General features: G+C 68.9%; 11 protein-coding genes. 4 read left to right on the plus strand and 7 right to left on the minus strand.

What is annotated here, in order from left to right:
• Positions 1-149: 149 nt before the first annotated feature.
• The 6 genes from NOSIN_RS00150 to NOSIN_RS00175 form a co-directional block, all read right to left on the minus strand.
• Positions 150-878 carry a hypothetical protein gene (locus tag NOSIN_RS00150; RefSeq protein WP_077688783.1) on the minus strand — a complete coding sequence of 243 codons (729 nt, stop codon included), beginning with the start codon at positions 876-878 and terminating at the stop codon, positions 150-152.
• 22 nt (positions 879-900) lie between these two features.
• Entirely contained in the window at positions 901-2,256 is a 1,356-nt protein-coding gene (locus tag NOSIN_RS00155) for a hypothetical protein (protein WP_077688784.1), read from the minus strand.
• Complete coding sequence (locus NOSIN_RS00160) at positions 2,249-3,004, minus strand: ATP-binding protein (protein WP_077688785.1); 756 nt, start codon at positions 3,002-3,004, stop codon at positions 2,249-2,251. The genes NOSIN_RS00155 and NOSIN_RS00160 overlap by 8 nt, the downstream gene beginning before the upstream one ends.
• Positions 3,001-4,596 carry a Mu transposase C-terminal domain-containing protein gene (locus NOSIN_RS00165; protein WP_077688786.1) on the minus strand — a complete coding sequence of 532 codons (1,596 nt, stop codon included), beginning with the start codon at positions 4,594-4,596 and terminating at the stop codon, positions 3,001-3,003. Before NOSIN_RS00165 ends, NOSIN_RS00160 begins: the two co-directional genes overlap by 4 nt.
• A gap of 177 nt (positions 4,597-4,773) precedes the next feature.
• Positions 4,774-6,177 carry an NB-ARC domain-containing protein gene (locus NOSIN_RS00170; protein WP_170293734.1) on the minus strand — a complete coding sequence of 468 codons (1,404 nt, stop codon included), beginning with the start codon at positions 6,175-6,177 and terminating at the stop codon, positions 4,774-4,776.
• Positions 6,174-6,506 carry a PadR family transcriptional regulator gene (locus NOSIN_RS00175; protein ID WP_077688788.1) on the minus strand — a complete coding sequence of 111 codons (333 nt, stop codon included), beginning with the start codon at positions 6,504-6,506 and terminating at the stop codon, positions 6,174-6,176. The genes NOSIN_RS00170 and NOSIN_RS00175 overlap by 4 nt, the downstream gene beginning before the upstream one ends.
• 180 nt (positions 6,507-6,686) lie before the next feature.
• On the opposite strand from NOSIN_RS00175, the gene NOSIN_RS00180 reads away from it, so the two are divergent.
• The 3 genes from NOSIN_RS00180 (at position 6,687) to NOSIN_RS00190 (ending at position 9,455) form a co-directional block, all read left to right on the plus strand.
• A complete protein-coding gene (locus tag NOSIN_RS00180; protein WP_077688789.1) occupies positions 6,687-7,613 on the plus strand; it encodes a tyrosine-type recombinase/integrase in 927 nt (308 codons plus the stop codon).
• Positions 7,614-7,670: 57 nt separating this feature from the next.
• Positions 7,671-8,504, plus strand: coding sequence for a TIGR02391 family protein (locus tag NOSIN_RS00185; protein ID WP_227015101.1), 834 nt, complete (start codon positions 7,671-7,673; stop codon positions 8,502-8,504).
• Between the two features lie 81 nt (positions 8,505-8,585).
• Entirely contained in the window at positions 8,586-9,455 is an 870-nt protein-coding gene (locus NOSIN_RS00190; protein ID WP_170293733.1) for a DUF3800 domain-containing protein, read from the plus strand.
• 170 nt (positions 9,456-9,625) lie between these two features.
• On the opposite strand, the gene NOSIN_RS00195 is transcribed toward NOSIN_RS00190, so the two are convergent.
• Positions 9,626-10,030: a hypothetical protein gene (locus NOSIN_RS00195; protein ID WP_077688792.1), complete on the minus strand. Its 405-nt coding sequence runs from the start codon at positions 10,028-10,030 to the stop codon at positions 9,626-9,628.
• Positions 10,031-10,253: 223 nt separating this feature from the next.
• Here NOSIN_RS00195 and NOSIN_RS00200 point away from each other — a divergent pair, with 223 nt between their 5' ends.
• The gene (locus tag NOSIN_RS00200) at positions 10,254-12,188 is read left to right on the plus strand and encodes a pentapeptide repeat-containing protein (RefSeq protein ID WP_077688793.1); all 1,935 of its coding nucleotides are present in this window, start codon (positions 10,254-10,256) and stop codon (positions 12,186-12,188) included.
• Positions 12,189-12,343 lie beyond the last annotated feature (155 nt).

Below are 12,343 nucleotides of genomic sequence, written 5' to 3' on the forward strand. Positions count from 1 at the left end.
GCCGTATCTCGTAGAGATACCAAGGCTCACCCAGACCCAGATTTTCTCAGAGGAGTCACCTCCAGACAACCCCGGCCCACCTGTTGACGAGCACGGGGATGTCAGTGGATCGAGCACGAACACGTCAGTGAGCAACGAGCATGGGGATGTCAGTACTCGTCCTCCGTCTCCTCCTGTGCTGACGGTGCGTGCTCGGGGAGGAGGCTGAACCGGACGGCCGGGTCGACGGCGAGCTCCCCCTCGACGGTGACGGCCGTCAGTCCGGCGTCGGCCAGGCCCTCGGCGCCCGCGCTCCAGTCGGCGCCGCGCGGCGCCGGACCGAACCCCAGCAGCGCGGCGAGCACCGCGGCCTCCTGCACACCGATCGGGTGCACCCGCCCGGCGGCGCTCGTGAGCGCGGCCCGTTGTTGGCCGGTGAGCACGTCCATCCGCGCCCCCAGCACGTAGGTGTGCGCTCCGGTGCGGCGTAGCGCCAGCGGCCCGGCCGCCTCGGGGCGGTCCTGGAGGTGGTCGAGCGCGGCCCGGAGCCGGTCCTGGGGCCAGTCGAGCGCCTGGCACAGCGTGTGGGTGTGCAACGGCGCCCCGGCGTGGACCAACGCGGCCAGCACCACCCGTGCGTCCTCGCCGACGGCGGGGTCCTGCTCGGGCCTGGCGCCTTGGCGGGTGTGGGAGAGCACTGGCTCCAGGCCGGGAACGAGGTCGGCGGGGTGCAGGTCCAACAAGCGGGCGAGTTCGATGAGCGCCCGCGTGGGCAACTCCGGCAGACGGCTCAGGGAGTCGTCGTCCAGGTGGTGGGGGTGCACGCCCAGCAGGTCGGCGATCTCGGTCAGGGTCGCGCCGCACTGGGCCATGCGCTGGCGCATCAGCAGCGTGTTCATCCCTGCCCCGTGGTCAGGCGGGTCAGGGACAGGCCGCGGTTGCGCATCCACCCGCCCAGGCGGGGCGCGACGGCGCCGTGGTGGTCTCGCACGGTGCGCAGCCAGGGTCGGTCGGCCCCCACGTCGCGGCAGAGCGCGCGTACCCCGGCCAGCAGGACCGGGATGGGGTTCCTGTGCCGGGGGTAGCTGACGCAGTCGGGGTGGACGAAGAACGGGTCGGTGTCGATGGCTCCCTGGAGGTGGCGGTGGGCCCGATGGGCGGCCAGGAACAGGCGGGTGTGCTCGGGCAGGCGCACGGGGCTGGTGAGTTCGGCGTACTCGGTGCTGTTGTACTCGCGCAGCGGCTCGGGAAGCGGGGAGCGCGGCGAGGGCGGGCGGAGTAGCGCGGCGGGTAGTTGGGGACCGTGGGGGTGTGCCGCCACCGCAGGGCTCCGGTGAAGTCCACGTCCTGGCAGGTGAGGGTGTCGAAGAACCGCGGGGGCTGGTCCAGGTGCAGGGCCAGGACGGTGGCCGCGACGTGGTCGGTGCGGTGGTGGCGGTAGAGCCTGCGGGCGTGGAATCGGCCCAGGTGGGCGCGCAGCGCGGCGGCGGGGTCGGGGCCCAGCCGGGTGGTGTTCCAGCGCAGCAGCCACCCGGCGCGCAACAGGGCGGCCTGGGTGGCCCGCACCCGGACCAGGACGAGCCGGGAATCGACCAGGTCGCCGACGAGGTCGTCGCGCAGGTGCGCGGTGAGCAGGGTGTGGAAGTCGCCGGTGCCTCGGACGGTGCGCTCCCACTCCAGCGTGTGGGCGTGGGCGGCGCGGTAGACCTGGTCCACGCGGGCGAAGGCAGCGGGGGCGAGCCGGTCGCGGCAGGCGGCGCGGAAGCGGGGGAAGTCGACCTGGGGTAGGTCGGGGACGTCCAGCGTGGGGTGGTGAGCGGCGGGCTCGGGGCTGTGGCTCAGGAAGGAGCCCAGGGTCATGGCGAAGGCGTAGGTGCCCAGGACGCGCATCTGCCGCCCCTGCCCCAGAGGCAGGGAGCGGGGCGCCCGGGAGGCGCTCCAGATCAGCATGAGGTCATAGTCCAGCTCGACCAGGGCCCGGATCTGTTCGCCGGTGAGCAGGTGGGCGCGGTCCACGACGACGTGGCGCACGCCGTGGGCGCGCATCCAGGCCCACACCAGCCGCCACAGGTCACGGTGGGCGCCGGCGGGCAGGGTGTGGGGGTCTTTTCCCAGGGCGCGCATCGTGTCGCGGATCAGGGAGCGGGCGCCGGTGGCCTGAGGGGTGGGGCGGATGACCAGGTAGGTGAGGTCGTCTGGAGGAGCGCTCGTGCGCTGGTCGTGAATGCCGGGCAGGGGTTCGTCCCCTGGGTTGTGGACCAGGGTCAGCTCACCCATCGACGCCTCCGCCCAGCAGGGCGTAGGCGTTGGCGAGCACCGCGGCGTCCAGGGTGTCGGTGCCCTCCTCAGCGCACAGCGCCGCGGCGGTGTGGGTGAAGGACGCCCAGTCGCGCAGGGTGCCGTGGGCGAAGGTGTCGTCGACCTCCAGCAGCAGCTCTTCGGCGGCCTGGGCGTGGATGGGGTGGTAGGCGCGCATGAGGGCGACCACGTCGCGGCGCGGGATCGGCTTGAAGGGCACCATCCGAAACAGCCGCGAGCGCAGCATCGGCTCGCGCGAGAGCACCTCCCAGCAGCCGTTGCCGCCCGCATACAGCAGGGCGAAGCGGGTGTCGGGGTGGTCGTGCAGATGGCGCAGGAGTTCGAGGCAGTCGCCGGTCAGGCGCTGGGCCTCGTCGACCACGACCAGGCGCGACAGGCCGGACAGGTGGTCGATGAGGGAGTTGACGAGCTGGAAGCGGTTGCGGCGCGCGGGTGCGCGCTCCCCGGTCAGGGCGAACAGCAGCTCGTCGGCGACCACGCGCATGGACGGGTGGGAGGGGAAGGCCAGCACGACCGGCTGGGTGTCGGCGTGCTCGGCCACGGTGGCGGTGACGGCGAAGGTCTTGCCGGTCCCGGCGGGGCCGTAGATGACGCCGGTGGCCTGGTGGGCGACCAGGTCGGCCACGGCGCGGCGGGTGAGCTGGAAGTAGCGGGTGTTGAGGGTGGCCGCGCCGGTCAGGCCCATGAAGTGGGCGGGTGCGCTCACGGGTTCTCGCTCTCTTCGACCACGGGGTGGAGGGTGGGGTCAACCAGGCCCAGCAGGCTGGTGCTGGACTTGGCGGCCAGCGCTTGGTCGGAGCGCCGTCGGGCGAGTTCGTCGCCGTCGGCGGCGGGCACCAGCCGCGACTCGGCGGCCGGGGCCGCGCCGGTCATCGGCGCGAGCTCGGCGCGCGAGTGCCGGGTGCTGCGGCGCTGGGCCGCGCGCAGCCGCTTGGCCTCCGCGCGGGCGGCGGCGCGGAAGTCCTCGACCTGCTCGGGGGTCAGGTGCGCCTGGGGGTAGGCGGTGCACAGGTGCTCGCCGCGGGCGTAGACCTCGATGGAGCGGTTGTCGTGGGGCATGTGGCGGACCTGGACGCGCTCGCCGCCCCGGCCCTGGAGTTCTGGGGCCAGGTAGGTCAGGTTGGCGAAGTGGATGCCGTCCTTGACCACTGTGCGTTCGGCCCCGGCCAGCAGCAGGTGGCGTAGCCGCTCGGGGTCGATCCTGGCCAGCGGGGTGGGGTCGGCCTCCCACGCGCGGGCCGGGGAGCGCCCGCCCAGGGCCGCGTGCTCGTGGGCGGTGTTGTACCAGCGCACCCAGTCGCGGACCCGCTCGACCAGGACGTCGATGCCCATCGGGCGCACGTCGGCGGTCTCGGCCGCCGCGCGGGCCGCAGGCCGGTCGTCCACGGGCCCGTGCAGGCGCCCGGCAGCGTCGCGGGGGCCGCCGGTGAACCCCGGCAGGGTGGTCAGCAGCATCTGTTCGAGGGTGCGATGGAACCGCTCGACCTTGCCCTTGCGGTGCGGGGTGTAGGCCGGGAGCCGGTGCACGTCCACCCCCAGCGCCTTGAGCGCCTCGGACACGGCGGCGGAGGCGAACTCCAGGCCGCGGTCGATGCGCACCATCGCCGGGACGGCGCCGAACGGGCCGCGCTCGGCGTCGTGGACCAGGCCCATGCGGATCGCGGTCAGCACGGTCCCCGCGTGCGGGGTGAGCGTGATCGCCCAGCCGACCAGGGCGCGGGTGGCGTCGTCCAGGACCGTGGTCATCCACGGCCGCACGGGGGCGCCCCGGGGCGGCATGACCAGGATCGGGAGCTGCTTGTGGTCGGCCTCCCAGACCTGGTTGCGCACCGAGGGCGGGCGGGTCAGGTACACGTCGGCGTTACGGCGGGCGTTCTCCCCCGAGCGCCACAACGCCACCTCGGCCGGGGTGAGCTGGTCGGCGAACGCGCGGCGCAGGGTGTGCACGGACACCGGCCGCGCATTCTGCCACCCCTGGGCGAGGGAGTCGGGGATCGGGACGCCCGCCGACGGGGCGGTGCCCCCGATGACGGAGCTGCGGGCGCGGTGCACGGCGGTGGCGTTGCCGCGGTAAAAGGCGTAGGCGGCGCGGTCGATGTCGGTGAGCCGGTACCCGGACCGGGCCCGGCCGTCGGCCCGCGGCGCGTGGGGATCGATCCACCACCACACGGTGCGCTCGCTGACCCCGCAGCCAGTGGCGACCAGGCGCACGTGCCGGGCGGTGAGCTGCCCGGAGTCGGCGAGCTGGCGCAACCGCTCGGTCGCCGTACGGCGCTGTTCGGGATCGACTCGGCCCACCGCTACCACCTCCAGCGTGCGACCTTCGAGTCGAGTATGCGCCGACCAGCGGTGGTGTGTCCGGGAAACACGAAAGCCCACCCTCTCTGGGACGGGCTTAGCGTGCGCGGTGGCTGTGGATCGTTGTGGTGGTACTTCCCCAACCATCGAGGTGGGGTGTCCCACCTCGGCAAAGCACTACCCCCCAAGCGCATCACCTGAGGTTCCCATCCGAAACACGGTTTCCTCGAAGAGCGATCGTTCGGTTTTGGACATCCGATCCGCGACTACTAGACGAAGGAGTCGGTGCAGATGGATCGACTCATCGGCGTAGTTGACCTCGGCCAGCGAGTGGTGTGCGATGCTGCGCAGCATCTGCTGGTAGGCAGCAGGAACGTTGACGATGGCCTTCAGTTCAGGCGGGAGCGGGAGCGCGTCATCGTAGGCCAGTTGTCGACGCTGGAGCGGGCTGCCATCGGTGCAGGAACACAGTTGCAGCAGCGCGAGCGCTGCAGGATCGTGCTTCTTCAGGCTTGCCAGCGAGATCTCCCACGTAGGGCCGACTATGGGCGTGGTATCCCATGCAGGCCGGGCTGTATCGGGCGTACGCGGCTGACTTTCCAGTGCCTCATACGCCTGATCGAAGCGCTTGATGTACTCGGAGACTGGCATCTTGCAGGCACGCATCCACGCTGCGCCCAGCACCAGAGCCAGGGGCAGGTCCCCCAGCCTCGCGGAGACCAGGTTGAGGTCTGAGTGGCCCAGTTCGGCGAGGCCCTGTGCACGAAGCAACTCGAAGCTCTCACGTCGGGTCATTTGCCTGACCGGCACCACCTTCCACCAGCGGCTGTCCGCCTGTAGAAATCGAGTGTCGCGTGTCGTGACAAGGACGGAACACCGGGCTTCCATCAGCCGCAGGCGGCCCAGGCCTTGGTTCTCTTCTCTGCCTTCTCCTGCACCATCGAGGATCACCAGAACGCGTCGACCTGCTGTGTGCCTCCACAGCAACGACATCTGCTCGGTCTGGCTCTGGGGGATATCGACCTTGGCGAGCCCTAGCAGAGTGAGGACGGGGGCGAGATCAGCGCGCTCGGCCGGGGAGAGCCACAACACCCCTTCAGGGAAGGAAGAAGCAAGTTTGGTGGCGCAGGCAGCGGCCAGGGTCGTCTTACCGATTCCGCCCATTCCCGCGAGCACGGACACTCGTACAGCTCCTCTCCTGCTTCTAAAACGGCGTCGGAGGTGTTTTACGATGGCTTCGAGCTCTGCTTCGCGCCCCACAAAAGCCCCCGTCAGCGGGCTTGGAATCGAAGCTCTGGACTCCAGCCGCCGTGCACGGCTCCACCTGAGCGATCCCCGCAGTCGGGGGGCGTAAGCCATGATTCCGATGGCGACGGCCAGCTTGGCGAGCTTGCCCGGGACCTCGTTGAGGTTGCCTTCCCACTCCTCGGTGTAGCGATCAGCATCGGTTCGGCTGCCGAGTCTCCGCGCGGTCCAGCGCACGATCCGCACGGCCAGCCAAGGAGCCCACTCCCCGAATTCGTTGAGCAGCAGGGGGAGCGCGACCGCCGTGGCGAGGAAGAGGAGGAGAGCCATGGTCATGTCAGGCCTTCCCATCGGGGGCGCAGGCCCGGATTCCATCGGATGGTTGCTCGTTCGCCGCGGCGTTCTGCCAGCAGGAGGCGGGCTTGGGAGAGCCCGTCGGGGTTGAGCCGGTACAGGCGTCGGCGGGCTCCGCGTTCTGTGCGATCGCCGCTCTCCCACTCGGAGACGACCCAGCCATGGTCCTCCAGGCGGGCCAGGATCGGGAAGACGCTTCCGGTGGGGCGCTGGATCTGCTTGGCGATCTTGAGTCCGTACAGCTCATCGTCGCCGGACAGCAGCACCTCCAGAACGTCCAGGGTGGCGTCGGTGACTCGGAATCTCGGCATCCTCTAACTCTACACATATAGCTTTAGAGGCGAAGCTAGCCCTGGGGACACCGTTTGGTGTCCTTACTTCTGATACCCAGCAGTATCAGAAGCCAAGAACCGTGCCGGGTTCTGATATCGCGGGGCCCGGGTAGGTTCAGGGGCCCGGAACCACTTCTGATATCAGGAAGGTGCCGCCCGATGCCGCCACGCCAGGACGTCCCGGCCGTCCACACCCCGGTGTTTGCCTCCTACGCCGCCGCACTGGAGCGGGCTCCGCTGGATGAGCACACCCGACGCGCCTACGCCTCCCGAGTGCGGTCCTTCCTGGCCTGGCTGGACGACGCCGCCCCGGCCGGAGGCGACCCGCTCACCGACCCCCACGGCCGTGACTTCGCCGCCCGCGACTACCGCGCCCACCTCAAGACCGTACTCAAGCGCTCGGCGGCCACCGCCAACGCCCACCTGGTCGCCCTGGACCACTTCTTCACCCACCTCGGGCTCGGTCCCGCCAACGTGGGCCGCGACGAGCCGCCGGCCACCGCGCCGCGGGCGCTGGCCCCGCGCGAGCAGAAGCGGTTCCTGCGCGCGGTGGAAAGACGCCCCCTCCCGAGGGACCGGGCCATCGGGAGGCTGCTGTTCTACTCCGGACTGCGCGTCAGCGAGCTGGTCGCCCTGGACACGGGCGACGTGCCGCTCTCGGCCCGCAAGGGCACGGTGATCGTGCGGGCGGGCAAGAACGACGACTCGCGCACCGTGCCCCTGACCGACGCCTCTGCCCGCAAGGCGGTGGCCGACTGGAAGCGCGAACGCGCCGCCTGGCCCGGCGCCGACACCGCCGCGCTGTTCCTCAACCGCCGCGGGGGCCGGTTGAGCGACCGGGCGGTGAACCTGCTCCTGGACGAAATCGCCGCCGACGCCGACCTGGTCGACGAGAACGGCCGCCCGGCGCTGTCGGCGCACACCCTGCGCCACACCTTCGGCACCAACCTCACCCGCAGCAGAGTGGACGTGGTCACCGTCGCCCAGCTCATGGGCCACAAGCGCCTGGAGACCACCCGCCGCTACACCCTGCCCACCCAGGCCGACATGGAAGCCGCCGTGGCCCACCTTCCCACCGACGAGTGACCCCTTTTCGGGGCATTTCCTCCGCCTTACCGCCGAACGACCGCCATGATGGTCCTCATGGCGAAGATCCGGCACCCCATGTGGCAGAGCGCGGCAGTGGAATCGGTCTGCGCAGTCCTGGCCAGCACGGATCCCCCGGGGCTCTCCGGCTCGGAGATCACCACGCTTCTGAGCGTGTCGAGAGTCCCCGACGTGGACCCCAACGCGAGCAACAAGAGGAAGCGGCTCTGGGCAGCGCTGATGACCCAGCAACAACGGGACCAGGCTGCGAACTGCATCATCAGGTTCATCACCGAAGTCATGGCCCCGGGGCGCTACGTCCAGGACCGCGCCCGCTTCGAAGCGCTCAAAGACGCGCTCAACGAGCCCTTGGCGTTACTGGGGCTGCGGGTCAACGAGGCAGGAAAACTGGCCCGCGGGGCCAGAGCGACCAACCTTGACGAGGTCGCCAGACTGGCAGGACGGCTCCAGAGCGAACTCCGGCGCCGTGGGGCCCACCCCCAGGTGATCAGGTACTGCGAGGAGGAGATCCTGCGCCAGTCGGTGTTCCACGCAGTCTTCGAAGCCACCAAGGGGTTGGCCGAACGACTGCGCGAGATGTCGGGATCCACACTCGACGGAGCCGACCTGGTCGACCACTGCTTCAGCACGAGGAGGCCACCACCCCTGGTCCGCATCAACGGCTTCACCACCGAGAGCGAGATCAGCGAGCACAAGGGGTTCGCCAACCTCCTCAAGGGAGTGTTCGGCACCTTCCGCAACCCGCCGGCGCACACCCCCCGCGCCACCGCGGGATGGCGTATCCCCGAACCGGACGCCCTCGACCTGTTCTCCACCCTGTCGTTCATGCATAGGCGGCTCGACATGGCCATCCTCAACCGCATTCCCTGACAGCCTGGGAACATACGGAGCGGAACGGGGTCACTCCAGGCCGGCTTATTTGCATAACCCGCGAGAGACGAGGGGGTTGTGGTGTATCTGGTGTTCGTGGACGACAGTCAGCAGCGAGGGCCACTTCCACGGGAAGGGCTAGATGATCTGGTGGCGTTGGGCGCCGTCATCATGCATGAAGAACGCATGTTGGACTACACGGCCAGAGTCGAAGACCTGCGATCACGCCTCGAAGTCTCGGCCGAGGTCGAGTTCAAGTGGAAACCACCCAAGGGCAGCTTCCTTGCCAAGGCGAGCGGCGACGTGGTGAATGAACTGACCCAAGGCATGTTGAAGATCGCCGCCGACTGCGGCGTCGTATCGGTCGTGGCGGTCTGGGATCAGGGGCGAACCGGCTGGAACAAGGACGATACCGAGAGCATCTGTCGGCGCATGCTCTTCGAAAGGATCGAGCGCCACCTCGACACTGAACAAGAGCTCGGAATCGTCATATGCGACGAACCCGGTGGCGGATCCAAGCAGATCAAGAGCTTTCTTGCCGACTGCCGGACCCTGCTCGAAGAAGGAACCGAGTACGTTCAGCGGAAACGCATCCTACTGCCGTTCATGACGGCACCCTCAGAGCACGTCGCCCCACTGCAACTCGCCGACCTGGTGACGGCGGCAACCACCGCAGCGCTGGCCGGGCATCCGCGCGGCCTAGCGTTGCTTGACCTGCTGCGACCGCTCATGCGAAGCAACGGCTTCGGGCAGGTCGGCGGCTATGGACTTCTGTTGTGGCCACCGCCGTTGGTCGGTTTGCACTACTGGATCGCCAGGGACGTGACCTATCGCGGCAAGTCGATCGCCCCCAAAGGAGATCCCTTCGTTAGCTCCGGCAACGACTTCGCGGAGGACTGCGGACTACGACACGATGACGCTCCGTGCGACTGTGGGCCAGAAACGGTTTAGGTAGACGAGGATGGCCGCCCAGCGCACACACCTCCGGCATCGCCTTGACCCGCAGCGGCAAGGCAGTCGTGGTGGTTGTGCCCCAGCTCGTGAGCCACAAGCGCTTGGAGACCACCCGCCGCTATACCCTGCCCACCGACGAGTGACTACCGCCCGGTGCCGAGCAGCGGTCAGGAAGGCCCTACGGTGTCGTCGCTCTCCAGCGCGGGGGCCGCACCCAGTCCCAGATCCTTGAGAATGCGGGACACGTCCTTGGCTGAATAGCCGTCGAGGACGACCTCGCTGTTCTCCGAGGTGAACGTGACCTTCTTACCCTGATTGATTTTGATGAGCGCGACCAGCACGCTCCTCAACCCGAGTGCGCTTGCCACCGATGCGACGAGGGTCGCGATCGAGGTGACAGGCCCCTCCTGGAGACCGTCCAGGGAACGCTCGACCCCGGCGTCCTTCAACGCAGCGATGGTCGCTTCGCGATCCTGCCGGGAGATTACGATCCGCAGGTCGTAAGTGCCGTCCTGTTGGGTGTACACGTGCACGGCCATCCGGCCGCCGCCCTGAGCGGTCTGCAACGTCATCCTTTCGTCGGCGGGGCGCTACCCCGTCCCACGGTCCCACAGCGGACAGGCACACAGTGCCAACCCGAGTACTGACATCTTCGCGCTCGCGACCACTGTCATGTTCGTACTCGTCAACAACTAACTTGTCAGTGAGCATCGGTCATGAAGATGTCAGTGCTCCTGATGGCCAGATCCGGCAACAGATCCGAGCCCCCACAAGTCGTGGACCTACTGTTTCGGCATGACCTCGGACGGCTTGCCCCCCACCACACCGCCCTCCCACGCAGGGGCCCTCCAGTCCGTACGCGACGGCGCCGATCGGCTGCTGGCCCTGGTCCGAGGAAGCCCGGTCCGCAGCGGCGCCGTCCTTGGGGCCCTGCTGCTGATCGGGGTGGCCGGCGCTCCGTTGGTGGACCGGGCCTGGGAGGTGTTCTGGTCTCGGCCCCACGCCGGGCGTCTCGTGCTGTGCGCGGTCGGCTTAGTCGTGATCGTCACAGCCACCATGCGCCGGTCACGGCTGCAGATACGCCAACGAGCCGAACAGGCACGTTTGGGATCGGTGATCGCCGTCGCCTGGGCAGTGGTCATTGCGGTGGTCGGTCTCTTGGTCGCGGGCGCGTGGTGGGTGATGGGCGCCCCCACACCCACCTTCCCGGACCCTTTGCCGCCCCGGGCCCTAGACGCGCTCGCCACCCGGGCCTTCGCGATCGTGGCCGGACTCGGCGCAGCCGCCCTGCTGGTGATCCACTACCGGCGCCAACGCACCACCGAAGCCGACGCCATACGCGCCGAAGCGGCCAACGTACGCGCTGAGAAGGCGGCTGAGCGCGAGGTCACCAAACTGTTCAACGAGCGCTTCACCGCCGCCTACACCGAACTGGGCAGCGAGCACGCCGCTGTACGGCTGGGCGCCGTCCACGCCCTGGCCCACCTGGCCGACGACGCCCCTTCCGAGAAGGAGGTGCAGATGGTCATCGACGTGCTGTGCGCCTACCTGCGCATGCCCTACACATCTCGCCCTGATGAGCCTTCCGGACCACCCGACCAGTCCGTCCTGCCAGCGGCATCCCCGACCACAACCGCTGACCTCGGCCGTCTCCGCAACACCGAACACGACGCCCAACGCGAGGAACAACAGACGGCCCAGGAGGAGCACCGAAGGCAGGTTCTGGAGTTCGAGTCGTTTCAGCAGGTCCGCCACACCATCATCCGCATCATCGGCAACCACCTGCGCGAGCCCACCCGCTGGCGCGGCAAGAACTACGACTTCACCGGCGTCGTCTTCGACGGCGGCGACCTATCTGGAGCCCACTTCTCCGGCGGGAGGGTGGACTTCAGCGGGGCCCGGTTCTTCAGCGGGACGGTGGACTTCGGTTGGGCCCGGTTCTCCGGCGGGGAGGTGGACTTCTTCGGGACCGAGTTCTCCGGCGGGACGGTGGACTTCCGCAGGGCCCGGTTCTCCGGCGGGACGGTGGACTTCCGCGGAGCCCGATTCTCCGGCGGGACGGTGAACTTTGCCGGGGCCCGGTTCTCCGACGGAACGGTGAACTTCATCGGGGCCCAGTTCTCCGACGGGGAGGTGATCCTCATCGGGGCCCAGTTCTCCGGCGGGATGGTGGACTTCGGCGAGGCCCGGTTCTCCGACGGGACCGTGAATTTCCGCGGGGCCCGGTTCTCCGACGGGACCGTGGACTTCTTCGGGACCGAGTTCTCCGGCGGGACGGTGAACTTTGCCGGGGCCCGGTTCTCCGGCGGGATGGTGATCTTCTTCGGGGCCTGGTTCTCCGGCGGGACGGTGGACTTCCGCACGGCCGAGCTCTCCGGCGGAACGGTGGACTTCAGCGGGGCCCGGTTCTTCAGCGGGAGGGTGGGCTTCAGCGGGGCCCGGTTCTTCGGCGGGACGGTGGACTTCCGCACGGCCGAGTTCTCCGGATGGACGGTGGACTTCTTCGGGGCCCAGTCCTCCGGAGGGGCAGTGGACTTCGGTTGGGCTGGGTTCTCCGGTGACCTGGACGACTTCGAGCACGCTAGGGGCACATGCCCTGTCGGTCTGCGAGAAGCCCAGACGCAAGCGACTCCTGGGGTCCTGCTGTTTCCCGAAGCTTGGGGACAGCGTCCTGGGCAAGAGGATTCGAACGCCTCAGTCACAGAACCACCTGCGCCCAGCAACCCCTGACTGAGAGAGCCCCGGGCACTGACATCCCCACTGCGCTAACCACTGCCACCTTCACTGCGTTCAACAAAGTTGTTGACGAGCACGGGGATGTCAGTACTCCTTTTGCGCTGACGGCGAGCGCTCGGGAGAAGACTGAATGGCACAGCCGGGTAGAG

Source organism: Nocardiopsis sinuspersici (assembly GCF_001998325.1).
Taxonomy (GTDB): domain Bacteria; phylum Actinomycetota; class Actinomycetes; order Streptosporangiales; family Streptosporangiaceae; genus Nocardiopsis; species Nocardiopsis sinuspersici.

Coding starts and splice junctions, on each gene's coding strand:
- NOSIN_RS00180 (WP_077688789.1), top strand. CDS start 6,687: ATGCCGCCACGCCAGGACGTCCCGGCCGTCCACACCCCGGTGTTTGCC.
- NOSIN_RS00185 (WP_227015101.1), top strand. CDS start 7,671: ATGGCGAAGATCCGGCACCCCATGTGGCAGAGCGCGGCAGTGGAATCG.
- NOSIN_RS00200 (WP_077688793.1), top strand. CDS start 10,254: ATGACCTCGGACGGCTTGCCCCCCACCACACCGCCCTCCCACGCAGGG.
- NOSIN_RS00170 (WP_170293734.1), bottom strand. CDS start 6,177: ATGACCATGGCTCTCCTCCTCTTCCTCGCCACGGCGGTCGCGCTCCCC.
- NOSIN_RS00175 (WP_077688788.1), bottom strand. CDS start 6,506: ATGCCGAGATTCCGAGTCACCGACGCCACCCTGGACGTTCTGGAGGTG.
- NOSIN_RS00195 (WP_077688792.1), bottom strand. CDS start 10,030: ATGACGTTGCAGACCGCTCAGGGCGGCGGCCGGATGGCCGTGCACGTG.
- NOSIN_RS00155 (WP_077688784.1), bottom strand. CDS start 2,256: ATGGGTGAGCTGACCCTGGTCCACAACCCAGGGGACGAACCCCTGCCC.
- NOSIN_RS00150 (WP_077688783.1), bottom strand. CDS start 878: ATGAACACGCTGCTGATGCGCCAGCGCATGGCCCAGTGCGGCGCGACC.